This window comes from Bacillus sp. USDA818B3_A, from assembly GCF_009928415.1.
Taxonomy (GTDB): Bacteria; Bacillota; Bacilli; order Bacillales; family Cytobacillaceae; genus Neobacillus.
Genome location: NZ_JAABNN010000001.1, coordinates 154,363 through 179,387 on the forward strand (window position 1 = coordinate 154,363; position 25,025 = coordinate 179,387).

Below are 25,025 nucleotides of genomic sequence, written 5' to 3' on the forward strand. Positions count from 1 at the left end.
TGTATCACCATCTCGCTTTCGTTAGTCCTCACTCGAGCATGGGCATGTTAATGCCTTTTTCTTTAGCCGTTTTGATTGCTAATTCATAGCCGGCATCCGCATGACGGACGACTCCCATTCCAGGGTCAGTGGTTAGTACCCGCTGCAACCGGACTTCTGCCTCCTTCGTTCCATCTGCAACAATGACCATTCCTGCATGCTGTGAATAGCCCATTCCAACCCCGCCTCCATGATGGATAGATACCCAGCTGGCGCCGCCGATTGCATTGATCAATGCATTTAAAATCGGCCAGTCTGATACGGCGTCACTGCCATCCATCATTCCCTCTGTTTCTCTGTTTGGAGAGGCAACCGAACCTGCGTCTAAATGATCACGACCAATCACGATGGGTGCGGATACCTCACCAGATGCGACCATATCATTGATAAGCTTTCCAAACCGGGCACGATCTCCGTAGCCGAGCCAGCAAATCCGGGCCGGCAGACCTTGAAAGCTGATTTTTTTACGAGCCATTGAAATCCATTTGCATAAATGATCATCCTCTTTAAACTCGCGTAAGAGGACTTCATCTATTTTCCGGATATCTTCTGGATTGCCGGAAAGAGCAGCCCAGCGGAAAGGGCCTTTTCCTTCGCAAAATAAAGGGCGGATGTATGCTGGCACAAATCCTGGAAAATCAAAAGCATTATCGACCCCTTCATCTTTAGCCACTTGCCTGATGTTGTTTCCGTAATCAAATGTGATCGCACCCGTTTCTTGCATTTTCAACATCGCTTTCACATGTAAGGCCATACTTTGTTTGGCAAGCTTCACATAACGGACCGGTTCTTTTACTCTCATTATTGCAGCGGCTTCGAGTGTCATGCCAACAGGAATATAGCCATTTAGCGGGTCATGGGCGGAGGTTTGGTCCGTTAATATGTCCGGCGTAAACCCTTTTTCAATCATTTGTGGAAGGATTTCAGCCGCATTGCCTAGTAAGCCGATCGAAACTGCTTTTCCTAAAGCCTTAGCTTCTCTCGCTAATTTCAAGGCTTCATCAAGGTCCTTTGATTTTATGTCGAGATAAGCGGTTGCTAAACGCCTGTCGATTCTGGATTCATCTGCTTCAATGACGAGACAAACTCCGTCGTTCATTGTGACCGCGAGCGGCTGTGCGCCTCCCATCCCGCCAAGACCAGCCGTTAGTGTAATGGTATGTTTTAAGGAACCGCCAAATGACTGCCGGGCTGCTTCAGCAAAAGTTTCATAGGTTCCTTGGACAATTCCTTGGCTGCCGATATAAATCCAGCTTCCTGCTGTCATCTGGCCATACATCATTAATCCCTTTTTATCAAGCTCGTGAAAATGCTCCCATGTCGCCCATGCGGGAACCAGATTAGAGTTGGCCAATAATACCCGCGGTGCATCTTTATGCGTCTTCCAAACAGCAACAGGCTTACCGGATTGAATAAGCAGGGTTTCATCATTCTCTAATTCTAATAGTGTCTTGATGATGATATCGAACGATTTCCAATTCCGTGCCGCTTTGCCAATCCCACCGTAAACGACCAAATCCTCCGGTCTCTCCGCTACCTCTGGATCAAGATTATTCATCAGCATCCGAAGCGCAGCTTCTTGAATCCAGCCCTTCGCATGTAACTTTGTTCCTGTATAACTCCGAACCACAGGCGGTTTCCCAGACCCCATCTCCCTCACTCCCTCCCTTTTAATACCAATCTATGTTCATCCCAAAAAGAAAATCTTCAAGAAAATAAAAATAACACAGGTAAAGTACAAATGGTGCCTGTCACCAAAAACAACACCAAAAAAGGATAAATGCCCGCAACAGTATGCTGGGGATTTATCCTTTTGGTTTTATTTATTAAATTGAGGTCTCGAGAAGAGAATTCCACTGCCAATTCCAAAGATGATGGCGAGAAGATGAACTGTGCTGGTTGAAATGGAAAGGAATTTAATGATATCCCCATAGCTCTCGCTTGTTATTTTTAATAGACCTTCTTCAAAAGCTGGCTTGTATAAAAGAAAATAAGAGATAAGAACTAGTATCAGGCCGGACCAATTTCTTCCTATGAGTTTTCTGCTTAAGACAAAATAAATGATGGCCATAAAAATTGCCAATCCGAACACAAACGTATTTATGTATCGCAGCGCACGATCAGGCTGATCCAGAAAGGCTAAAATGACTAAATAAATAATCCAACATAAGGTCAATAGTATGGAGACTATCTGTGTTTTAAGTAAATATTGCAAGTATCATTCACCTCTAAACCGAATTCATTAACTTTTATACCATAACACAAAACCAGCGGACAAATTGGTGAAAGAGGCACATTTACACAAAAATATTGGCTTTTTCGTCGCAACATCACTGGTTGTCGGCACGGTTATAGGTTCCGGGATATTTATGAAACCGGGAATTGTTAATGGTGACAGGCACCAAAAAAGGACAAGAGTTTATTCTTGTCCTTTTTTGGTTTCATGTAGCAGGTTCAGCCAACGTCCAGGCCGAAGTCGGTGGCAATTCGGGCGAGACCGCCTTGGTACCCAGAACCAACAGCCGAGAATTTCCATTCGCCATTATGACGGTAAAGTTCTCCCACAATAATAGCCGTTTCGATGGAGAAATCTTCACCTAAGTCATAACGAATAATCTCTTGATTTGTTTCTTCATTCACGACACGGCAGAAAGCATTGGAAACCTGTCCAAAATTTTGCCCTCTTGCTTCTGCATCATGAATCGTAATCACAAACGAAATTCGTTCCACTTGAGCAGGAACAGCTGCTAAATCGACTTTCACCTGCTCATCGTCGCCATCTCCAGCGCCCGTACGATTATCACCTGTATGTACAACGGAACCATTTCCGCCTTCAAGTTGGTTGTAGAAAACAAAATCCTTCTCAGACGCACACTTACCGTTAGCATTTAGAAGAAAGATACTGCAATCCAAGTCGAAATCGCCACCGCCATCATAACGGTTGGTGTCCCAGCCGAGACCTACAATCACTTTGGTTAAACCAGGATTGGTTTTCGTTAAATCGATCTTTTGACCTTTAGACAATGAAATCGCCATACAAACACCCTTTCCAATAGTAAATAGGTTTTCATTCAGGTTTATTGTTAATTGGAACAATAAAGTTCCAATACCTTCCTTTATTCTACAAAAATTAAATCCGTTTTTCTACTTTTAACACATGACAACTGCAATAAATAATGTTTTTAAATAGATCAAAATGGTTAAATTAAGAAAGTCGAACCGATAATGGCAAGATATGCTATAATGGACTCTTGGCTACAGTTAGCCGTTTATATTTAAGCAGGGAGCGAATGCAGTTTATGATAAAAATTGAAATACCAAACCCAGATATCGTGATCACAAAAAGTAGACAGGTGGGCGAAAAAGTCGAAGCCCCTTTAAGCAGCGTCTACGGATTTACTAATTATAACAAAATTCCACGTGACAAAGGTGGCATCATCTTATTTTTCAACGCCAATGATGACTTACTTTTTGTCGGTAAAGCCAGGAAGCTTCGCCCTCGAGTTAAGCGCCATTTCGAAGATTCTGTCTCACCAATTAAAGCGCACCGTGACGAGGTTTATAAAATTGCTGTTTTAGTAGTAGAATCTTCAATGGATAGAGAGATTTATGAAACCTATATCATTAACACACTTCATGCTAAATACAATGTTGAGAAGGTTTTCTATAAATAAGCAAGTAGAGCAGGTATACGCTAAAGTAAGCGAACCTGCTCTTTGTTTTAACTAATATCGTCATATTTTAAAATCATTTCTTTTTCAAGATGACTGGCCCGAATTCCAAACCGCGGCTGTATTGGATGTATTTCCTCACCTAATAAAATTTTAATGGCCATATACGGAAAGTTAATTCCTGACAAACAACTGAAATGCAAGCCCCCGCTCATCCGTGGATTAATTTCAAGCAGCTTTGGCACTCCCTTACTGTATTTGACCTGAATATTAAATACAAATGGCAATTTATAGGACTGATGAAACTTATGCGCCAACTCTATCAGCTCCACACTTTCGACAAGTTCACGGACTCGCCCATCCCCTTTCATACGAGGAATGGCCGCATACAATTGGTCTGACGAAGCCAAACAATCAATGCTATACTCCCTGCCTTCCAGATATTCCAGCAACATTAAATCAGGAAACGTCTCCTGCTGTCCTAATACCTCACAGGCGTGCTTGTAGGAGATGCGATAACCGCCCCCGCTGTGAAAAAGATGATGGATGGACTCCATTTCCTCTTTGATCACTCGAAACCCCATTGCACCTTCGCCAATAGCAGGTTTAAAACATACCGTGTGTCCTTTTCCCTTAAGTGCTGTATAGGCCTCTTTAAAATCATTGATGTTATTGACAATATAATAATCGGGTATTGTAAAAATTGGTGTCTCGCTGTTTAAGGTTTGATAAGCAGCCGCCTTGTTATCCATCGTCTCCATCAGGGACGCATCAGGACAAACAAGTACCTTGACACCCAAATTCTCAAATTCAGCTAATCTCTTGGAGATAAGAACATTTTCTTTGCGCGGGACAAAAATATCAATCCCATGCATACGACAAAAATCGAGACAGAATTCGATATATTCATCTCCAGAGATATCTGGCTCCACAAAGGCATAATCACAATTTTGTAAATATAAAGCGTCTTTATTCGGGCTTGTTCCATAAATCGTAAACTTGCGATGATCCTCATTGTCACGAATCATATCCATATAGTGTGTAACAGTGGTAAACCATCGATTAAACCAAATTTTCATTGTAATCCTCTCTTACTTTAAAATTGACTTTTCCATTATGGACAAAGAGAGAAATTTCTAAACCACTAATATGAAAAAATCGCCCCAGCCAAAAACTAGGACGATTCTGTCTATTGATTTAACAGGTTTTGCTGATTACGCATGTTTTCCTTACACATATATTTTTATATTATTAAACCGGGAGACAAACTCTGTTATCGCTTCCATATCTAACTTAGATTGGTCGGTACTAATTCCATCCACCTTTTTCACTACTTGTCTTTCAAAAAAATTCATTTTGGAAACGAGAAATTCGCCGCCAAACAAGCCAAGTGCAACCGAACTCTTCCGCAAATCCTGTGGATAAGCATGATTAAATTGATCTACTGCCAGTTCACCTTCGCGCATACAAACGAGAAACAATCCTACTTCTTTCTCTAATAACTCATCATGATGGGTTTGAATAAACTTTTTAATCCTCCGCTGAATCATTCCCGCGTGAATTGAACCACCTATAATTACCACATCAAAATCATTTAAGTCAATTAAGCTATGATCCTTTTTTAGATCGACTGAAACCACTTCTCCGGTTAGTTTTTCGCTGAGAATTCCAACCACTTTTTCTGTAGTCCCGTGGGACGAGCAATAAACAATTAAACTTTTCATGCTACTAACCCCTCCTTCAATTAACAAAGCAAACGTCTTGATGACATTCTGGAATCAAGGTGCGAATATACTAATTACATTATAAATCCTTTTAAACCGAAACCTTGTACAAATATTGGCAATATTATTACAATCAATAAACAAAGTGTCTTGGTCCATATTCCATATCACCTTCTAATTTACAACACCGCCGCATTACAAATGGTGCCTGTCACCATTACCACTACTGGTGAGGTGCTGTGTCAATGAGAAAACTTGAGTTACCGTTTATTTTGGCTGGTCCGATTGTCCGAAGAGTGGAATGCGATAGAGTATTTTTGTGGGTGGCTACAAGCAGGAAGACGGAGATTGAGGCAAGTTTGTATTTGATTCAGCCCGAAAGTCAAAGCAATTCATCCTATGAATATCAGATGATAGCTGCTAAAACGGAGACAACCTCCATTCGGGCCGGAAAACGGTTATACATTCATTTAATTAAAATTGTTCCTGTGGACGTCCCTTTTCCAGTCGACAGTTTAATTGGATATAACCTCCATTTTTCTCATAACTTGCAATCCGAGGATCTTGAAAGTCTTCATTACCTCACCTCTACTCACCCTGGCTGTCTTGTATATGGAAACCTGAAATACCCTTCCTTTGTGATAAAAAGTGGAAATACCCAAAGTAATATTATCTATGGTTCTTGCCGAAAGCCCCATGGCGAGGAACAAGATGCACTCGCATTAGCAGATCGGATTTTAGAAAAAGAATATAACAATATAAACAAACGCCCTGATTCCCTTTTCTTAATGGGCGATCAAATTTATGCTGATGATGTAGCAGACCCTATCATTCTTCCTTTATCCACCCTCAGCCGCCGACTTATCGGCAGTAAAGAATCACTATTCACGCTCGATTCCCGCCTTAGTCAGGAGCCCAACTCGGCAGCGTTAACCAAAATCAGCGGAAGGCAATTTATTATTGAGAAGATTGCCCAATTTACCACCTCCCACCCCGAAAATCATTTGATCGAATTGGGAGAATATGCGGCAATGTATCTTTTAGCTTGGAATCCTGAAATATGGGCCGCCCTTCAGACCCAGCACCTGCTCCCATCCTTTGAGGAAGCAGAAAAGGCTAATATGATTCACTATACCTTCCCAAATAACTGCCGCTATAAAAAGGAACATAAAAAAGAACGTGAAAAACTAAAGGAACGTTTCCTAGATCAGCAAGAGGCGCTCATTTCCTTTCAGGACACACTCTGGCGTGTTAGAAGATTACTTGCCAATCTCCCCACCTATATGATCTTTGATGACCATGACATCACTGATGATTGGAATCTTTCCGCTGAATGGAAAATGAATGTAAATAGTGCCCCTTTAGGAAAACATATCATTGCAAATGGGCTGACTGCCTATTGGCTTTTTCAGGGCTGGGGAAATGACCCGGACGCATTTGATGATGTATTTATTAAAAATATGGTCAGCTATTCTAAAAGTTTACGTAAAGGAAATTCCCTCCAACAGCCCTATCAACAATGGTTAGAGACGCTCTGGAATTATAAGTCTTGGCATTACACTGCACCCACTTATCCTATCGCCGTTTTCCTTGATACCCGGACAATGCGTGACTACGATACAAATCCCAAGCCAATAAAATTTGGGTCTATTATCAAAGAAACTGAAGGATGCCCACAGCTAGTAAGCCAAGAAGGCTGGTCGGATATAACCCTCAAGCTTCATGCGAGCGGCTGGAAAAATGGCACCCCCTTAATAGTAGTCTCAGCCACACCCGTTTACGGTATGGGACTAATCGAGTCCTTTTTACATGACTATGTTTACCCATTCCAAGTAATAGGCGTAAAAGTTCAGACATCATTTGATTTTGAAGCATGGAAATATAACGGAAAAGGGTTTACTGAATTTCTCACTCAAACCTCCAATTGGAATCCTTCACATCTGATCATTTTATCTGGTGATGTTCACTATGCCTCGGCTGTTAAAGCAACAGTCACATTTGCAAATAATCAAACCTTATCAATCTGCCAACTTACAAGCAGCCCTTTTAAAAATATGAGTTTTTCAGGAGTCTGGGGTTTATTGATGAAATTGGTCATCGGGGTGAACGCCTACAGCAGAAAAAGGAATGATATCCAAAGGTCCTGCTCCCTCGACTACACCATTACACACCATAAAATAAACTCCCAAACGACGCCTTATATATGGCAGGACCGCCTTCGCTATCAAGTCATCGATCATAAGTCAATCATAGCAACAAGCAACAATCTAGGGCTCGTCTCGATATCAGATGAAACCATTCAAAACCAACTAATAAAATAAGCGTAAAGATAAGAAATCTTTACGCTTTAAATACCTTCCTTATAAATCTGCCAATTTCTCTAGTCGACTTTTTTGCTTCTGGCAGAATATCCCCGCTTATCTGCCAAACATGCCACATTCCGTCCCATACCTGCAATGATACTTTCACACCAGCATCCCTGGCTTTCGCTTCAAGCATCATGGCGTCACTCTGCAGAATTTCGTGTGTTCCCGATTGAATCAAAATAGGCGGCAAGCCAGTTAAATCGGCAAAAACGGGTGAAATTAACGGATGGTCGAGCGGTTCTGCTCCCGCATATAGTCGAGCTGCTTCTTTTACAGCCCGCAAGCTTAAATACGGGTCTACTTCTCCATTTTTCTGATAACTTTCCCCGCTGCTTGTTAAATCTACCCATGGTGACAGACAAACAATCCCAGCAGGCAGCGGCTCATTTTGATCCCTGAGAACGAGTGCTGTGGCTAAACACAAGCCTCCCCCTGCAGAATCCCCTGCAAACATAATATCCTCAGCAGCATAACCCTGACTTAACAGCCAACGGTACACATTGACCGAATCTTCAATCGCTGCAGGAAATGGATGTTCCGGGGCCAGGCGATACTCAGGAAACAGCACCTTCACACCCGCTGCTTTTCCAATCCTTGCAGCTAGAGGCCGATGTGTATTCGCTGAACAAAAAGCATAACCCCCTCCGTGCAGATAAAGAATCACCTTATTTGGTAGAGGCATGCCCGTAGATAACCACTCCGCATACAATCCTTCTAATTGCAAAGGTACCGCCTGGCAATCCTTCGGAAGCTTGCCCATCCGGCTGGCAGCTGCGTCAAGCATTTCCCTCTGTTCCTCTATTTTCTTTTCCCTCACCCCTTTTTTAACTGCCCTTTTTACCGAAAGCTTAATTGCTTTTTCAAAAAAGTAACTTTGGAAACTTGACATGATTTCACTCCACCTTCTCACCCAATATCTGTTAATGTTATTATACTAAAAAATAATACCCCTGATTGAAGCAATTGAAGCTAGTAACAATTCTTCTAAATTTCCGTAAATATTCTGTAACAATTTAAGCGTCTATAGTACAATTAGCTTAACAGGAGGTGTTCAATGGATCGTCTCACTGATCATTTAATTATTCTTTCCTTTGATTGTCTTTCCACTTTAGACCTGCCCATCTTAAAAGAACTGCCACACTTTCAAACCATCCTCGCTAACGGGGCATTGGTTGAACAGGTGGAATCGATCTATCCATCCGTTACCTATCCATGTCATGCTACCATCGTTACCGGAAATTATCCTAAACATCACGGCGTTATAAATAACACACTCCTGCAGCCAGGTATGGCCTCACCAGATTGGAACTGGTACCGCAAATGTATTCGTGGAACAACCCTTTATGACGAAGTTAAAAAAGCAAACATGACCACAGCCGCCCTTCTTTGGCCAGTAACTGCCGGGGCTGACATTGACTTCAACATGCCGGAAATCTTCGCAAATCGGCCATGGAAAAATCAAATCGTTGTTTCATTAATGAATGGTTCCCCTCTTTTTCAATGGGAAATGAACAAACGCTACGGTCATATCCGAAAGGGTCTTAAACAGCCCGAGTTGGACGATTTCGTCCTCGAGTCGGCAGTTGATACCATAAAACATAAGATGCCTAATTTATTAATGGTCCACTTTACCGATCTAGATACCCAGCGCCATGATCACGGCTTTTCTTCACAAGATGCAATTACCGCCCTTCACCGTCATAACAGCCGCCTTGGCAGAATCCTAAAAGCATTAGAGGAAGCAGGTATTCATGAACAATCCACAGTCATCGCTTTAGGCGATCACAGTGCCTTAGATGAACAAAAAGCGATTAGCATCAATGTCCTGCTGCATAAACAACACTTACTCACCACTAACACAAATGGAAAGTTAATAGATTGGAAGGCCTATTGTAAAAGCTGTGATGGCTCCGCATATATTTATCTAAAGGACCCAGGTGATGAACAAACACTTCAAATCGTTCACAAGCTCTTAGATTTAATGCTGGACGAACCAGACTTCGGGATTGAAAAATTTATTACCGGAGTAGAAGCAGCAGCACTTGGAGCAGATCCGGCCTGTGCCTTTATGATCGAAGCAAGACGGGGATTTTATTTTTTAGAAGATTATACGGGGGAAGTGATTAAAACGATTACAAAAGAAGAGACAAGAGCAAATAAAAAATATACTTTAGCCTGCCACGGCTACTCTCCTGAAAAAGAAAACTACGGAACGATTTTGATGGCAGCTGGAAAAGGAATTCAACAAGTCACATTGCCTTCCATCCGCCTCATCGATGAAGGCCCGACCTTTGCCAGACTTTTAGGTGTAAGCTTGGGAACTACCGATGGAAAAGTGATCGAAGAGTTGTTAACGTCAAAGGGGGAAGTTACATGAGTCGAATGTCAAAGCAAGAAAAGAGCTGGGTTTTCTATGACTGGGCAAACTCTGCCTACTCTATCCTGATTACAACCGCTATTTTTCCTTTATATTTTAAAGCAGCAGCGAACTCTTCAGGACTTGCTGCCTCCACTTCAACAGCCTATTGGGGCTATGCCAACTCGTTTGCAACCCTATTAATCTCACTTTGTGCTCCAATTTTAGGAAGCATTGCCGATTTTAAAGGCTTCAAAAAACGATTCTTCACCTTTTTCTTCGCACTTGGAATTATCTTCACTTTATTACTCGCAGTTGTACCAAGTCATCAATGGCTGACTCTCTTAATCTTCTACATGATTACAGTTATTGGCTTTGGCGGGACTAATATTTTCTATGATGCCTTCTTGGTCGATGTGACAACCGAAGAACGGATGAATCAAATTTCCTCCAAAGGCTTTGCAATGGGTTATATCGGCAGTACCATCCCGTTTATCCTGGGAATCACTCTAATATTATTATCCCAGCAGGGAATCCTCCCCCTTTCAGTTACGTCTGCCAGTCAAGCGGCATTTGCTATCACAGCACTTTGGTGGGGATTGTTTACGATTCCTATGCTGAAAAATGTAAGGCAGATATATTATAAGGAACGTGTTCCAAACCCGGTTGCCAATGGGTTTCGTCAGCTTTTTATAACATTTAAAAAAATAAGACTGTATCGTCCGTTATTCTTATTCTTATTAGCCTATTTCTTTTACATTGATGGAGTGAATACCATCATTACGATGTCTACAGCATATGGCAGTGATTTGGGCATCACCTCAACCAACCTATTAATTATCCTGTTTGCGACACAAGTCGTAGCAGCACCGTTTGCGGTTCTGTACGGAAAGCTTGCTGACCGATTTAAGGGAAAAACGATGCTTTTAGTTGGAATATTTGTCTATGTCGTCATTTGTATCTATGCCTATTTTTTACAAAGCACCTTGGATTTTTGGATTCTTGCTATGCTTGTTGCTTCTTCACAAGGAGGGATTCAGGCACTGAGCCGTTCCTACTTTGCTAAACTCGTGCCAAAAGAAAGCGCCAATGAGTTTTTTGGATTTTATAGCATCTTTTATAAATTCGCTGCGATCTTAGGTCCATTTTTAGTCGGATTAACTGCACAATTAACCGGGAATACCAATAGCGGTGTGTTTAGTTTGATCGTGCTATTTATTATTGGCGGGCTGCTCTTATTACGGGTACCAGAAACAGATTCAACCTCTAAATCCAATTCTTTGTCACTATAAGTTCCCAACCACAGTGCAATTCACCTGTTGAAATTGCACTGTGATTTTATTTTGATTGATTGTAGAACCTACGTTCGGTTATACTGTAGATAACAGCTGTGTTTTTACATATCTAATAAAATTAAAGGAGAATATCCATAATGATTACACCTTATTTAATGTTTAACAGAGAATGCGGCGAGGCGTTTAGCATGTACCAAAAAGCCTTTGATGGCGAAATGGTTTCTATTCAGAAGTATGGTGACATGCCTCCGAACCCTGAATTTCCAGTGGCTGAAAGTGATAAGGATCTTGTTTTGCATGCCCAATTAAAATTAACAGACTCAGGTCTTATTTATGGATCGGATGGACATCGGAGCACCGAAGGCAGTCCAAAAGTTTCTATCAGTGTAGAGTTAGACTCCGAGGGGCGTGCTAAAAAAGCATGGGACATCCTTAAAGATGGCGGTTCCGTTTATATGGAATTGCAGCCAACCTTCTTTTCCAAGCTGCATGGCTCCTTACAGGACAAATACGGAGTAACATGGATGTTTACGGTTAATTAACTAAAAACACCCAGGTGTTATATAAACCTGGGTGCACTTTCTTATTTCACATCATATCCTTGGTCATCGATTGTTTCTTTAATTTTATTTAATGATACCAGTGCTGCATCAAACTCAATTTCCACTTGACCCTTGGCCAAGTCCACGGACACCTTTTGAACACCCTGAAGTTCTCCCACACTGCCTTCCACTGCTTTGACACAATGATCACAAGACATTCCACTTACATTTAATGTAGCATGTTCCATGATGTATTCCTCACTTTTTCATTAATTTTTGAATGGTTACTAGAACTTCATCTAAGACTTCTAGATCACCCTCTTGGATTCTTTCCACAACACAGCTTTTCATATGACCTTCAAGCAATAATTTAGCCACGCTATTTAACGCAGATTGTGTGGCAGCTATTTGATTTATAACATCATCACAATACGTATCCTTCTCAATCAATCCCTTGATCCCGCGAATTTGTCCTTCAATCCTGTTTAATCTTGTAACCAGATTACTTTTCACCTTATCTGAATGGTGGCTTTTACGATGACTTCCGTCGGGATTGCAGCACGATTCTTCATCTATCTCCTGATTCAGCTCTTGTTTTTGTTCTTGAGACATTCAAAACGCCTCCTTTTTTGGACTAATTATATCATACCCCCGTATCGTAAAGCGATGGGTAAAGCCTACCCAATTATTTAAATATTCATTAAAATTACCCGTCTACTTTTAATATGGCTGCCTATAAACTTTCAACAATCGTTTGTTGTATATTGCGAATGACATCTCCTCGGCTGATTACACCAACCACACGGCCTGCTCCATTAATTACAGGTAATTTTTTAAAGTGATGTTTAGCTAAAAGACTAATTACTGTTTCCATTTCATCCTCAGGACGGACAGTCACAATTCCATGTGTTTTTGCAATCTTGATAATTTCCATGTTTATGATTTCACTAAGATGGGCATCCCTATCGGCTACTGCTATATAGGTCATGAAACTAAAATAATCGTGAATCCGCCGGTCTAATGGTTTGATGGCCCGTAAAATATCACCATCCGTAATCATGCCAGACAATGACCCATCCTTTTTCAAAATGGGTACACCGCCGATTTTTTTTTCTACAAAAATGGACATGACTTCTTTAACAGTACTTTCTGGGCTGGCAGAAATCACGTCTCTCACCATAAAATCTCTTACTTTCATTATGGTCACCGCTTCCTTCGAATCGATTTTAAAAAAAATTTTATTGATTCCTTTTCTCTGCGTTCTAATTCCTTACCATGAAGAATATAATAAAATCCAACTTTCTTAAAAAGAGAAAATGAATGGGATTCTTATTTTTTTATTCAGATGTTTCTGCATCACTTCCGCACAGTTGATTTAACACGGAAGGCGGAAACACCATCCGGCAAATAAGCTTGGCTAAGTCCTGATACGTACATTTCTTCTCAGCAAGACGGTCAAGGCCGTTTTCCACAATCACCATAATCGCCCAAGAGACGGTATCTAGGTCCAGATCATTCCAAATTAACCCTTTTTCCCTTGCTTGCTTTAAGCCCGAAAGGATTCTAGCATGTATCCTGCCCCTGGCATTTTCAAGTACGTCAGCAAGCTCCAAATCCTTTGATAACAGCTCTGGGAGAACATGCCTGAGCCCGAACTCATGAATTCGGTTATAATGATTCTCCAAAGAAGAAGCCAATGTTGAAACAGGATCGTTAGATATCCAATTAATATCAGGCGGCAGATAGGTCTCAATCTGATTTTTGAGCAGCGACATCAATAGTTGGCGCTTATCAGAAAAATACCGATAAAAAGTTCCGGTAGCTACCCCTGCATGTGCTGCAATATCTTTTGCCGTTGTATTCTCATAACCCTTTGCTTGAAATAACGTATAACCACTTTCAATTAGTGCATTTCTTTTAGCTTGAGCCCGCTCCTGTTTTGGCAAAAATGGAAATTCTCCTACTAGCTTTTCATCATCTGACATGTCTTCACCTCATTATTATCATACCACGATTCAATAATTTGAACCATAGTTCAACTTTAAAATTGACAGATGAAACCAATTATGTGATACTTGAACTATAGTTCACTTTATATTTTTTTAACTTAATATATTTACATGAAAAGTTATTCTAGTAAGCAGGAAAATTACCGTTAATATGCGAATAATTAATGTATCTAAATTTTAGATTTCCATTTTTATATGATCCGTTTCTAATATTCTGGAAGGTGTTGATTAATTTGGCAAACCAATTTGAATCTAAGAAAATATCTATTAATTCCACTATTTCACTAAAGGGAATTGTTAAAGCCATTTTCAACGATACCGTTCACGTTCAAATCGGAGGAAAAATTATACCGATTCCAGCTTCTGATTTTCTATTGGAAAAACCATCAAAATAATTAGTGAAGGCCCGTCACATTTGCGCGGGGCCTTCTCTTTTTATTCCTGCTTGTAACACATACATGTCGTGATATGGTCATTCACCATTCCCACTGCCTGCATAAAAGCATAACAAATAGTGGAACCGACAAACTTAAAACCACGCTTTTTTAAATCTTTGCTTAATTTATCACTTATTTCCGTAGTGGCTGGTACTTCGCTCAATTCCTTAAAATGATTTTGAATCGGCTGGCCATCTACAAAGGACCAAATATATGCCTGAAAGGATCCGAATTCCTCGACTACTTTCAAAAATGCTTTCGCGTTTGTGATCACTGCATTTATTTTTAATTTATTCCTGACGATTCCTTCATTATGTAACAATTCCTGAATCTTATGGTCATCGTAATGAACAATCTTTTCTGCCTCAAAATGATCAAAAGCTTGGCGGTAATTTTCCCGTTTTTTTAATATGGTATACCAGCTTAGTCCCGCCTGTGCTCCTTCGAGATTTAAGTATTCAAACAGCAAGCGGTCATCAAATACAGGTACGCCCCATTCATGGTCATGGTAGTTGATGTAAAGGGGATCTTGATTCACCCAGCCGCATCTTTTTTGGTTATCTGCCATCGCATTTTCTCCTAAAATTTATTTTTTCGGCTGGGTAAATCATGAATGTTGATTTCCGCTCCAGGCGGCTTCGCTTTCCGCGGGCGTGCCGGGGAGCCTCCTCGGCGCTTTTAGCGCCTGCGGGGTCTCCCCTGCCCCGTACTCCCGCAGGAGTCTTCGCCGCCTTCCGCTCCAATCAACATGCTAAAAATCAATAATTACCTTTAACACAGCCATTCTTTTTAAGAACATAATCCATTATTACATAATCCTCCATAAAATTCCCCATACAAAAACCCATTAAAGGATCACTTTAATGGGCTGAGCGAATTCAAGCCTCGTTTATTTTGCGAATTCACTTTCAGGCAAACCCTGATTTGCTAATGAAGCTACCTTACTAAAGGTAATTAACACGTTCCAGCTTCCGGAAGACTGTCCATCCGCATAAAAGACTGGTTTGCATTCTTTGTCCAGCATGCTCAACAACATGGCAAGATGCCGGCCCCCGGACTCGACTCTGGCTAATCTTGCATATTCCGGCAGCATATCGTAAGCGGATTGGTAATCCCTGTTCATCACAAATTCAAGAAATTGTTTATCCATCGCATGTTCGGTCACGGTTGGCTTGTTGTGTCTGCCTCTCACTAAATTATGCGACAAGGCACCACTGGAAATGAAGACTACCTTTTTATCCGTCTCTTGTAATACCTTGGCAATAACTTGCCCCCATTTGTAGGTTTCTTCAATGCTTGCTGCCAATGTAACAGATAAATTGATAACCGGTATATCGGAATCAGGATTCAAATACCTTAGCGGCACTACACTTCCATAATCCCAAAGATAATAAGGATCATTTACTCCTTGGACCTGAAGACCGGCTTTTTCTGCTGCCTTGACCAACTGATTGGCCAGGTTTTCATCACCAGGGAAGTTGTAAGGGACATCCTTAATTAAATCAGGCGCCTCAAAAGCCGTTAAGATCCCCTTATGAACCGGTGTACAATCCACATAATGAAAAAAAGTGGATGGCCAGTGACAGGATACCAAAACCATCACATCCGGCTTCATTTCTTTTATTTGCTCGGCAACGGCTTTCATACCTGATGCCATATCCTGTTGAAATTCAGGGACTTGATCTTGATGACACATACTAGGGACATGGGGAACTATCAAACTAAACTCGATTGTCATATAAACCTCCTCAAAAACTTTTTCTTTTCCAAGTTAACGCTTACAAAAACAACGAAATGGCGGGGAGCATTGATCTTCCCCATGCTCCCTTTAAAAAAAATCTATCGTTCTGAAGCGGGTATTCCTGCAATTCCCCAATGGGTTTTTGGAACTTCCGTCACAATCACTCGGATACTTTCCTTTGGTGCGTTCAATGTTTCCTGAGCAGTATTGGTAAGATTATGGATTAACTCCCTTACTTTTTCAGGTGGTCTTCCTTCCATAATTTGAACATTAATCAGTGGCATTTTGATCATCCTTTTTCTAAAAAAATCTTTTAATCCGTTACGGTAAAGGTAACTTCACCCAAACCGTCAAATTTTCCGCTGACGACATCACCATAAGCAAGCCTAACCGCACTGGTAATTCCTCCGGTTAAAATGACATCTCCCTTGCGGACTTTTTCGCCTTTTCTTGCCAGCATATTGGCGAGCATCGCAATGGAATGGGCAGGGTGTCCTAGTACGGCAGCACCTGCTCCAAGCTCCTTGATTTCACCATTGATTGACAGTGTCGAACCTAGTAAATCCAGTTCAAACTGCTCCGGCTTCTTTAAAGTGGTTCCAAAAACCACTCTCGAGGTGGAAGCATTATCGGCGATGACATCTGGTAACGTGAAATTGAAATTTTCATAACGGCTGTCGATGATTTCTAAAGCAGGAAGCACATAGTCTGTTTTGGCAAGCACCTGCGCCCCGGTCACACCGGGACCTTCGATATCTACACCAATCACAAAAGCAATTTCCGCTTCTACTTTTGGATGAATCATTTGATGTAATGGCAGTTTACCGCCATTTTCAATCAGCATATAATCGAACACATAACCATAGATGGGATCGTCAATACCCATTTGTTTCATTTTGGCAAAACTAGTTAACCCCATCTTTGGACCGATAATTCTTCTGCCTTCCTGCAATTTCATTTGGACGATTTCTTCCTGAACCTGATAGGCCTCCTCAACCGTTAAATTTGGCTTCAAGTTCGCGGTAACCTTCTCAACCTCACGTTTTTCCAGCTCAGCTGAAACTAAATAATTAGCGATTTCCTTTATTTGACTCAAGAGACTTCCCCTCCTTTTTTAAAAATTAAAAGTGCACACTGACTTGTCCAAGATGGGCAAATCTTGCCGTAAACGAATCTCCTTTAATGGCTGTTTCCGCTGCAGACAACGCACCAGAAAGAATGACCTCACCAGCTTTAAGTGAAATATCAAATTCAGATAGTTTATTTGCTAACCAGGCCACACAGGTGGCCGGATTTCCCAGCGCAGCAGCTCCAACACCGGTATTGACAAGTTCACCGTTTTTCGTTAAGACCATGCCGATTAATTCTAGATCGACATCTTCGATTTTAGTAGGTTTCCCACCTAACACATACATACAGGAAGAACCATTATCGGCAACCGTATCCTGCAGTTTAATCTTCCAATCTTGAATTCTGCTATCGACAATTTCAAGTGCTGGAACGACATAATCTGTGGCCTGAAGAACATCAAGGGCGGTAACATTTGGTCCCCGTAAATCCTTTTTTAAAATAAAGGCGATTTCCGCCTCTACCTTAGGCTGCAGGACAGATTCAATCGAAATGTACCCTCCGTTTTCTACGACCATATTGTCTAATAAATGCCCATAATCAGGTTCATCCACACCAAGCAAGTTCTGCATCGCTAATGAGGTTAAACCGATTTTTTTACCAATGATTTTATGCCCTTGAGCGATTTTTCTATTAATATTTTCAAGTTGGATATGGTAGGCTTCTTCTACTGAAAGAAGAGCATCCTCAGATGTCAACGGGCTGATTCCCACCTTTGTTGTCTCTGCTGCAGATAACCGTTCTGCAAATTGTTTAAGCTTACTAGTCAACGTACTTACTCCCCTTTTTATAGTTTAATAGTCACATTGGAAAGCTCAGAATAAAAATCGATACTATGCATGCCGCCTGTTCTGCCGATCCCGCTATGCTTCATACCGCCAAATGGTGTTCTTAAGTCGCGTAAGAACCATGTATTGACCCAAATAATTCCTGCCTCAAGGCTATGTGCAACACGGTGAGCTCTTCTTAAGTCATTCGTCCAAATGGTGGCACTTAATCCATAGTGGGTATCATTGGCCTGCATGATGACTTCCTCTTCCATATCAAACGGCATCACCGTCACCACAGGTCCAAAAATCTCTTCACGAACACAACGAGAATTTCGATCAAGTCCTACTAAAATAGTAGGTTCTAAATAGTAACCTTTTTCATATCCGTCAGGGCGTTTCCCGCCTGTCAGGATCGTGGCACCTTCCTCACGGGCAATATCAATATAGCTATTTACTCTGTCATAATGTTCTTTACTGACAAGTGCACCAACATTCGTATCTGCTTCAAGCGGGTGGCCCACTTTCAAGGTTCGAACACGTTCAGCAAATCGTGTTAAGAATTCTTCGTATACTGGCCGCTCCACATAAATCCTCGAACCGCACAAACAAACTTCTCCTTGGTTCACAAAGCTTGATTTAATGGTCGTATCGATTACTTCATCCAAATCAGAATCAGCGAAGATTATATTTGGATTTTTTCCGCCTAATTCAAAGGAAAGCTTTTTCAAGGTATCGGCTGCTGATTTCATGATTGCCGTACCTGTTCTTGGTTCACCAATAAAGGAAATCGCATCCACATCCGGGTGTTCTGAGATGGCAGCACCAGCGGAATTAGGGCCAAAACCATGTACAAGGTTGACGACGCCATCTGGTACCCCTGCTTCCTTACAAATCTCCATTAATACAGTTGCTGTCATTGGTGTCCATTCTGCCGGTTTAATAACAGCTGTATTCCCCATTGCCAGACATGGAGCTAACTTCCAAGTCAACAATAATAATGGCAAGTTCCAAGGCTTAATAATACCAACCACGCCGACAGGGCGGCGATACGAATAATGAAGGGCGATATCGTCCTGCATATTTGAATCGGTATTGACCGAAATCATATAATCTGCGAAAAAGTGAAAGTTAAACGCGGCACGCGGGACATCGACACTGTTTGCTAAGGAAAATGGTTTTCCTGTATCCATGGATTCTAGATGGGCAAGTTCTTCTTGTCTTTCGAGAATTAAATCGCCGATCCTGCGAAGAATTTTTGAACGCTCTACCACAGGCATATTCTTCCATCTTCCATTTAGCGCTCTTTTCGCAGCAGCGACCGCAAAATTAACCTCTTCTTTTCCTCCTTCCGCTACGGTTCCTAATACTTCCTCTGTTGCTGGGTTGATATTTTCAAATGTCTTTTGATTTTGTGATTCAACAAATTGACCGTTGATAAAGTGTAAACAATTAATGGCTCTTACTCTAGTTTCTACTTGCATGTCGAAATTCCTCCTCGAAAAAAATTGATATTTTGTTAATTTTCATAACTTTATGGTAACGCTTCCGAATTTCACATACAACACGCTTGTTTCTCTATACGCAACAAATCAAAAAATTTTTAAATAATTCATAATATTTTAAAATACTGTTTTCATTTCTTGTTTTTTCTGGTATATTGCCGACTATAGAGCAACTTTGTTTTACATAATGAAACACTTCAAAAGGAGGGATTTCATTTGAGCGTAAATATTGAGAAGGATAGTCACCTTTCTTCGGTAAAAAATGCACTCCGGATTCTGCAGTGCTTTACAATGGATGAACCAGAAAAGAAAGTTACCGAAATATCTACTTCCCTCGGGCTTAATAAAAGTACGGTCAGCCGAACAATGACAACGCTTGCAAGTGAAGGGTTTGTCTTGAAGGATCCTGAGACAAAAAAATACCGGTTGGGTCTCTCCATCCTATCATTAAGTGGAATTGTCAGCAGTCAGATGGATATCTACCGAGAATCGCAGCCCGTCTTAAATCGATTAGTTGAAAATATCGGGGAAACCGCCCATATTTCTGTTTTAGATCATTTAGACGTTATTTATCTTCAAAAGGTCGATTGCAATCATCCAGTCCGTTTCCTTACCCATATTGGGAAGAGGAATCCTCCTTATTGTACGAGTTCTGGCAAGGTACTGCTTGCCCATTCTACAGAGGAAGTTGTTAATCAAGTCATTGATAAAGGCTTAAGGAAGTTCACCAAGAATACAATTACTACCCCGCAAAAGCTAAAAGATCATTTACAGCTAGTAAAAGAGAACGGTTATGCCAGTAGTACCGAAGAGATTTTAGAGGGGGTAACCTCAATAGCTGCACCTGTTTTTGATTACAGAGGCAAGGTTATTGCCGCACTTTCTGTTGTAGGGCCAAACCAACGAATTCAGCATCATAAAGTTCAAGGGCTGGCAAAAAAGGTGATGAGTGCTGCAGGAGAGGTTTCAGCAAGAATGGGCTATCGGGGTTACTAAGCAAGTAACATCATAAATTATTCAAGTAGGAGCTGATTATAGTTGTATGATTTCCATACACATTTTATCCCGGCTGATGTAATAACATGGTTGAGGGATAATCAGAGGACTGTTAATGCAAAATGGATTAAAAAAGAAGAAGGAAAGGACGAATTTCTAGTAGTAAATGAAAAATGGGGATTCGAATTAAAACGGGCTTTTATCGATGAACACAAGTATCTTGCAGACCAAAAAAACGCTGGTGTTACTCATTCCGTGATCTCACCGATACCACAGCTTTTTATGTATGATTTTCCTGAAGAAATAACGCTCGATATATCAACTGTATACAATCAGTCCTTAGCAAAGTGGACCAAGCAGGATTCTGAAAGTATTTCCGCTTTAGGCACGGTTCCACTTACTAACCCTAACAAAGCAGTACAAGTTTTAGAAGAGGCGATGAAGCTTGGTCTAAAAGGGGTAATCATTGGTCCTGGACTGGAAGATCAAATGTTATCAGACGAATTTTTCACCCCCTTCTTTGAAGCGGCCAATCAATTAAACGCAATTGTGTTTATCCATCCATTATTATGTGAAGATCCGAGGCTTAAAAGAAGAATGATGCCGAATTTGATTGGTGTCCCATGGGAAACCACTGTCTGTGCAACCGACTTGTTATTAAGCGGGATCGTGGACCAATTCCCAAATGTAAAAATATTATTCGCCCATGGCGGCGGATTCCTCCCTTATCAGATTGGTAGACTTGATAAAGGATATGAGCAATGGGCGCTGGTTTCCTCAAAGTTAAAAGCCAAGCCATCGGAATATTTGAAACGCTTCTGGTATGACACCGTGTTATGGAATCAAGACAGTTTAGATTTTCTAATCAAATCCGTTGGAGAAGAACGAGTTGTTCCTGGTTCTGATTACCCATTTGATCTCTGTGTCTGGCCGCCAACAGGAAAACAAGAAAAAGCAGTCCGTTCCTTACTGGATTAATATTTTTCTAGGCTCTATTATATCTAAATGTTGTTAAGCTATGTTTGAAAATAAACGGAAAAATTCCGTTTAAATTGGGAAATACCCCTATTTCCTTTAAAATAAAGGAAGTTATTCCGTTTATATGATCCAAATCTTTGGTTTTTGTCATATTTAGAGCAGTTAACCGGAATATTTCCGCTTATATCTGCTTCTTAAGCCGCCTCTATATACATTAGCCGGAATTTCTCCGCCTATGCATTGTCATACCTATACGAAAATCAACGATGAATAATACTGAGCCTTTTTTCAAAGAACTCTAATGGAGTTCTTTTTTATTTGAATTCATTTATGAAATTACAGCTTTCGATAAGCTCTCCTCTCCGCGTATTCCGAACAAGAAATGCAAGCTTTCACTACTTCTCCCTTATCATTCATGAACTTCCTTAAGGGACGCACTTTTCTTTTACATATCGCACACTTACTACTAAAGTGATTAAAAAGAGACACTCTACTCACCTGCATTTTTTTGGATTTGCCATATTGTATTTTCGGAAATTCTAATTGGATTCATTTGTTATAAGATTTTTTTCCAGACTTGTAGTAAGATGGGATAAGAAACTACGTAAAGAAAGGACTCAACTAAATGACCTACAAAATGATCGTACTAGATTTAGATGATACGTTACTGCAAGACGACCACACTATTTCCCCCCGGACTAAACAAGCATTAATGGATGCTCAAAAACTAGGAGTGAAAGTGGTATTAGCATCTGGACGCCCAACGTCTGCGATGTATGATATTGCAGAAGAGCTTGAATTGAAGGAATACGGAAGTTTCATTCTATCTTTTAATGGAGCAAAAATAACCAATTGCCAAACAGGTGAAGAACTTTTTAGCAGCACGCTTACACCCGAAACCGCACACCGATTATATGAAATAAGCCGTCGTGAAAACTTATGGATCCACACTTATATCGGCGACTATATTGTTACCGAAGCAGGGAATCAATACACTACTATTGAATCGGACATCACTGGTTTAGAAGTTTTTGAGGTTGATAGCTTCGTAGAATCAGTGAATGAACCTGTTGTCAAATTGTTAATGATGGATGACCCTGAAAAATTAGCCGAGGCTGAAAAAAAGCTTCAACAAGAACTTAACGATGAACTAAGTGTTATGCGATCTAAGCCTTACTTTTTGGAATTTACCGAAAAGGGAGTTACCAAAGGTACAAGCTTGAATCATTTAATTGGACAACTTGGCATCACCCGTGAAGAAGTAATTGCGATTGGTGACAGCTATAACGACTTAGCGATGATTGAGTTTGCCGGACTTGGAGTAGCCATGGGTAATGCCCCGCAAGATATTAAAGAAAAAGCCAATTATGTAACAGACACGAATATGAAGGATGGCGTAGCAAAGGTTGTCGAAGAATTCATTTTGAAAACACCATCGCTTGTATAATTGAAATGGACTGGGTCTTTACCCGGTCTTTTTTTTTCTTCTTTCCCCTGCCTCTTGTGCGATAGCCCAATCCTGTCCCCTGTTTTGATTTTCTAGCATAAACTATCACAATCAAATATATCAAAGGCGGAGAGAGGTATGGGATTATACATTAATAAAAAGGCACACCCGAACTTATTTAAAACAAACCAACAACTAGCAGATGCAAATCAACTTGAATCACGTCAGGATTTCCTTACAGAACTTATGAAAGAGCAGCAAAATGCAAATATAGCTCTGAATCAGGCATTGAAGGAACTGCAAATGCGGTACCAGCAGCAAACAGATGCACAGAACATCCACTGGAAACAGGTGGATTACCAGCTGAATGATTTAAAAAATAGTAACGTTAGGCAGCATAAATTCGAAAACGAAATGGTTAGCAATTTACATTCCCTTCATGAGAGGAATGTCCAATTAGAGGCGGTAATTGAAAAAGAAACACTGGCAAGGAAATCTCTGTCTGGACAAATCAGTCAAATGAGCAAGACCTGTGACAGCATTGCCAATCGTTTAGAAAAAAATGAAGAAGTCCAGCAGCAGCTTACTATGCAAATGAAAGAACAGCTGGAAATGCAAAAACAAACAGCTGAACAGTTAACGAAACAAGAAGACCTTCACGATGGGATGCTGAAGCGGCTTGATTCTCAAGATGCCTTGTTAGATAAATTAGCGCGTCAGGTCAACCATATCCGTTCGATCCTGTTTGAGAGAACGAACTACTTAGCGAGTAAAATAGAAGACGGCTATAAACTCACCTCTTCCTATGTGTACAAATTAATGACTGGAACTGACCAGCCGCTCACTTTCTTGCTAACGAATCAGAAAAAGGAAGAAAAGCAGGAACATGTCGAATAAAAGACTATATAAGGCTGCAATATAAAAAACCGTTCATGCCAATTCATGAACGGTTTTTTCACATTGATTAGATCCCTTGATTAAAGATGTCTGTTAATACAGGTACGATTTGTTTTTTACGAGAAACAACACCCTTTAATGTTGCTGTGTTATTTTCAAGTTTTACATTGTACGCTTTTTCAACAGCCGCTGTTTTGCTTCCTAGCGCTAGGCCGACAGAATCATTTGTTAAAATATCTGTTACAACAAATAGGAATAAATCTAAGTTCTTGTCTGCAATAATGTTGGAAATAGCAGCTTCTATTTCAGCTTGACGCTCAAGAACATCTGCTGTGTCAACCACGTTTACTTGTGCGATTTCCACTTTGCTTGAACCCATTTCGAAGCCCTTCGCATCAAGGCTTAAAAGTTCAGCAACAGATTTATCACGAACATCCGCGCCTGCTTTTAACATGTCCAATCCATAAGTTTCAGCATCTACACCAGCGATGGCAGCTAATTCTTTTGCCGCTGCTACATCTTCAGGTGTGCAAGTTGGAGATTTGAACAATAAAGAGTCAGAAATGATTGCAGAAAGCATAAGACCAGCGATTTCTTTCTTAATTTCTTTACCATTTTCTTTGTACATTTTATTTAAAATTGTAGCCGTACAGCCAACAGGCTCGCAGCGGTAGTATAAAGGATCGCTTGTTTCAAAGTTTGCGATACGGTGGTGGTCGATAACCTCTAATACACGGACATCGGTAATGTCATTTGCACTTTGCTGGCGCTCGTTGTGGTCAACTAAGATAACAGAGTTCACTTCAGACGCCACAGTTTCTACTAAACGAGGAACCTCAGCTTTGAATGTGTCTAGCGCGAATTGTGTTTCGCCGTTGATTTGACCAAGACGAACTGGTTCAGCGTCTAAGCCTAATTGTTTTTTTAAGTCTGCATAAGCGATTGCAGAACAAATCGTATCGGTGTCTGGATTTTTATGACCGAAAATAAGTACTTTTTCCATTTTCCTACTCCTACTCAATAAAATTTATGTAGATCAAGTCCATTGACTTAAATGACCCTATTGCAAATTATATATCAAGATGTTGATGGATACAAAGTAAAAAATACAAAAAGAGAACGAAGGC

The 25,025-nt window shown here is 40.7% G+C and carries 27 protein-coding genes; 10 read left to right on the forward strand and 17 right to left on the reverse strand.

Annotation, left to right across the window (positions count from 1 at the left end; all coding sequences use genetic code 11):
* Window positions 1–28: 28 nt before the first annotated feature.
* From hutU to GXK58_RS00800, 3 genes are all read right to left on the reverse strand, one after another.
* Entirely contained in the window at window positions 29–1,690 is a 1,662-nt protein-coding gene (gene hutU / locus GXK58_RS00785) for a urocanate hydratase (protein ID WP_160718908.1), read from the reverse strand.
* A gap of 168 nt (window positions 1,691–1,858) precedes the next feature.
* On the reverse strand, window positions 1,859–2,254 hold the full coding sequence (locus tag GXK58_RS00790; RefSeq protein ID WP_160718910.1) for a hypothetical protein: 396 nt from the start codon (window positions 2,252–2,254) through the stop codon (window positions 1,859–1,861).
* A gap of 239 nt (window positions 2,255–2,493) precedes the next feature.
* The gene (locus GXK58_RS00800; RefSeq protein ID WP_160718914.1) at window positions 2,494–3,075 is read right to left on the reverse strand and encodes a TerD family protein; all 582 of its coding nucleotides are present in this window, start codon (window positions 3,073–3,075) and stop codon (window positions 2,494–2,496) included.
* A 263-nt stretch (window positions 3,076–3,338) separates the two neighbouring features.
* On the opposite strand from GXK58_RS00800, the gene GXK58_RS00805 reads away from it, so the two are divergent.
* Complete coding sequence (locus tag GXK58_RS00805) at window positions 3,339–3,713, forward strand: nucleotide excision repair endonuclease (RefSeq protein ID WP_160718916.1); 375 nt, start codon at window positions 3,339–3,341, stop codon at window positions 3,711–3,713.
* A gap of 47 nt (window positions 3,714–3,760) precedes the next feature.
* Here GXK58_RS00805 and GXK58_RS00810 read toward each other — a convergent pair whose 3' ends face one another.
* Both GXK58_RS00810 and GXK58_RS00815 read right to left on the reverse strand, forming a co-directional pair.
* Window positions 3,761–4,789 (reverse strand): ATP-grasp domain-containing protein, encoded by a 1,029-nt coding sequence (locus tag GXK58_RS00810; protein WP_160718918.1) that lies wholly within the window; start codon window positions 4,787–4,789, stop codon window positions 3,761–3,763.
* Between the two features lie 150 nt (window positions 4,790–4,939).
* A complete protein-coding gene (locus GXK58_RS00815; protein WP_160718920.1) occupies window positions 4,940–5,434 on the reverse strand; it encodes a flavodoxin domain-containing protein in 495 nt (164 codons plus the stop codon).
* Window positions 5,435–5,679: 245 nt separating this feature from the next.
* On the opposite strand from GXK58_RS00815, the gene GXK58_RS00820 reads away from it, so the two are divergent.
* The gene (locus GXK58_RS00820) at window positions 5,680–7,755 is read left to right on the forward strand and encodes a hypothetical protein (RefSeq protein WP_160718922.1); all 2,076 of its coding nucleotides are present in this window, start codon (window positions 5,680–5,682) and stop codon (window positions 7,753–7,755) included.
* Window positions 7,756–7,774: 19 nt separating this feature from the next.
* Here the strand turns inward: GXK58_RS00820 and GXK58_RS00825 are convergent, their stop codons facing one another.
* Complete coding sequence (locus tag GXK58_RS00825) at window positions 7,775–8,689, reverse strand: alpha/beta hydrolase (RefSeq protein ID WP_160718924.1); 915 nt, start codon at window positions 8,687–8,689, stop codon at window positions 7,775–7,777.
* 165 nt (window positions 8,690–8,854) lie between these two features.
* Here GXK58_RS00825 and GXK58_RS00830 point away from each other — a divergent pair, with 165 nt between their 5' ends.
* From GXK58_RS00830 to GXK58_RS00840, 3 genes are all read left to right on the forward strand, one after another.
* On the forward strand, window positions 8,855–10,177 hold the full coding sequence (locus GXK58_RS00830; RefSeq protein WP_160718926.1) for an alkaline phosphatase family protein: 1,323 nt from the start codon (window positions 8,855–8,857) through the stop codon (window positions 10,175–10,177).
* The gene (locus tag GXK58_RS00835) at window positions 10,174–11,448 is read left to right on the forward strand and encodes an MFS transporter (RefSeq protein ID WP_160718928.1); all 1,275 of its coding nucleotides are present in this window, start codon (window positions 10,174–10,176) and stop codon (window positions 11,446–11,448) included. Before GXK58_RS00830 ends, GXK58_RS00835 begins: the two co-directional genes overlap by 4 nt.
* A 140-nt stretch (window positions 11,449–11,588) precedes the next feature.
* Complete coding sequence (locus tag GXK58_RS00840; RefSeq protein ID WP_160718930.1) at window positions 11,589–11,993, forward strand: VOC family protein; 405 nt, start codon at window positions 11,589–11,591, stop codon at window positions 11,991–11,993.
* A gap of 41 nt (window positions 11,994–12,034) precedes the next feature.
* On the opposite strand, the gene copZ is transcribed toward GXK58_RS00840, so the two are convergent.
* The 4 genes from copZ to GXK58_RS00860 all read right to left on the reverse strand — a co-directional run bounded on the left by copZ (window position 12,035) and on the right by GXK58_RS00860 (window position 13,978).
* Window positions 12,035–12,241 (reverse strand): copper chaperone CopZ, encoded by a 207-nt coding sequence (gene copZ, locus GXK58_RS00845; RefSeq protein WP_160718932.1) that lies wholly within the window; start codon window positions 12,239–12,241, stop codon window positions 12,035–12,037.
* A 10-nt stretch (window positions 12,242–12,251) separates the two neighbouring features.
* Entirely contained in the window at window positions 12,252–12,605 is a 354-nt protein-coding gene (locus GXK58_RS00850) for a metal-sensitive transcriptional regulator (RefSeq protein ID WP_160718934.1), read from the reverse strand.
* A 121-nt stretch (window positions 12,606–12,726) separates the two neighbouring features.
* A complete protein-coding gene (locus tag GXK58_RS00855; protein WP_160718936.1) occupies window positions 12,727–13,191 on the reverse strand; it encodes a CBS domain-containing protein in 465 nt (154 codons plus the stop codon).
* Window positions 13,192–13,330: 139 nt separating this feature from the next.
* Window positions 13,331–13,978, reverse strand: a complete 648-nt coding sequence (locus tag GXK58_RS00860) for a TetR/AcrR family transcriptional regulator (RefSeq protein ID WP_160718938.1) — start codon at window positions 13,976–13,978, stop codon at window positions 13,331–13,333.
* 257 nt (window positions 13,979–14,235) lie between these two features.
* Here GXK58_RS00860 and GXK58_RS26940 point away from each other — a divergent pair, with 257 nt between their 5' ends.
* Window positions 14,236–14,397 carry a hypothetical protein gene (locus GXK58_RS26940; protein WP_202171255.1) on the forward strand — a complete coding sequence of 54 codons (162 nt, stop codon included), beginning with the start codon at window positions 14,236–14,238 and terminating at the stop codon, window positions 14,395–14,397.
* Between the two features lie 40 nt (window positions 14,398–14,437).
* On the opposite strand, the gene GXK58_RS00865 is transcribed toward GXK58_RS26940, so the two are convergent.
* From GXK58_RS00865 to GXK58_RS00890, 6 genes are all read right to left on the reverse strand, one after another.
* Complete coding sequence (locus GXK58_RS00865) at window positions 14,438–15,007, reverse strand: DNA-3-methyladenine glycosylase I (protein WP_160718940.1); 570 nt, start codon at window positions 15,005–15,007, stop codon at window positions 14,438–14,440.
* A 321-nt stretch (window positions 15,008–15,328) separates the two neighbouring features.
* Window positions 15,329–16,177: an extradiol ring-cleavage dioxygenase gene (locus tag GXK58_RS00870; protein ID WP_160718942.1), complete on the reverse strand. Its 849-nt coding sequence runs from the start codon at window positions 16,175–16,177 to the stop codon at window positions 15,329–15,331.
* A gap of 101 nt (window positions 16,178–16,278) precedes the next feature.
* The gene (locus tag GXK58_RS00875; protein ID WP_272928106.1) at window positions 16,279–16,473 is read right to left on the reverse strand and encodes a 4-oxalocrotonate tautomerase; all 195 of its coding nucleotides are present in this window, start codon (window positions 16,471–16,473) and stop codon (window positions 16,279–16,281) included.
* A gap of 20 nt (window positions 16,474–16,493) precedes the next feature.
* On the reverse strand, window positions 16,494–17,276 hold the full coding sequence (locus tag GXK58_RS00880) for a 2-keto-4-pentenoate hydratase (RefSeq protein ID WP_160718946.1): 783 nt from the start codon (window positions 17,274–17,276) through the stop codon (window positions 16,494–16,496).
* 25 nt (window positions 17,277–17,301) lie between these two features.
* Window positions 17,302–18,078 (reverse strand): 2-keto-4-pentenoate hydratase, encoded by a 777-nt coding sequence (locus tag GXK58_RS00885; RefSeq protein WP_160718948.1) that lies wholly within the window; start codon window positions 18,076–18,078, stop codon window positions 17,302–17,304.
* A 17-nt stretch (window positions 18,079–18,095) separates the two neighbouring features.
* The gene (locus GXK58_RS00890; protein ID WP_160718950.1) at window positions 18,096–19,559 is read right to left on the reverse strand and encodes an aldehyde dehydrogenase; all 1,464 of its coding nucleotides are present in this window, start codon (window positions 19,557–19,559) and stop codon (window positions 18,096–18,098) included.
* Window positions 19,560–19,796: 237 nt separating this feature from the next.
* Here GXK58_RS00890 and GXK58_RS00895 point away from each other — a divergent pair, with 237 nt between their 5' ends.
* From GXK58_RS00895 to GXK58_RS00910, 4 genes are all read left to right on the forward strand, one after another.
* Window positions 19,797–20,576, forward strand: a complete 780-nt coding sequence (locus tag GXK58_RS00895; RefSeq protein WP_160718952.1) for an IclR family transcriptional regulator — start codon at window positions 19,797–19,799, stop codon at window positions 20,574–20,576.
* Between the two features lie 42 nt (window positions 20,577–20,618).
* Window positions 20,619–21,554 (forward strand): amidohydrolase family protein, encoded by a 936-nt coding sequence (locus tag GXK58_RS00900; protein ID WP_160718954.1) that lies wholly within the window; start codon window positions 20,619–20,621, stop codon window positions 21,552–21,554.
* A 625-nt stretch (window positions 21,555–22,179) separates the two neighbouring features.
* Complete coding sequence (locus tag GXK58_RS00905; protein WP_160718956.1) at window positions 22,180–23,001, forward strand: Cof-type HAD-IIB family hydrolase; 822 nt, start codon at window positions 22,180–22,182, stop codon at window positions 22,999–23,001.
* A gap of 138 nt (window positions 23,002–23,139) precedes the next feature.
* Window positions 23,140–23,898, forward strand: coding sequence for a hypothetical protein (locus GXK58_RS00910; RefSeq protein WP_160718958.1), 759 nt, complete (start codon window positions 23,140–23,142; stop codon window positions 23,896–23,898).
* A 67-nt stretch (window positions 23,899–23,965) separates the two neighbouring features.
* Here the strand turns inward: GXK58_RS00910 and GXK58_RS00915 are convergent, their stop codons facing one another.
* Window positions 23,966–24,901 (reverse strand): manganese-dependent inorganic pyrophosphatase, encoded by a 936-nt coding sequence (locus GXK58_RS00915; RefSeq protein WP_160718960.1) that lies wholly within the window; start codon window positions 24,899–24,901, stop codon window positions 23,966–23,968.
* Window positions 24,902–25,025 lie beyond the last annotated feature (124 nt).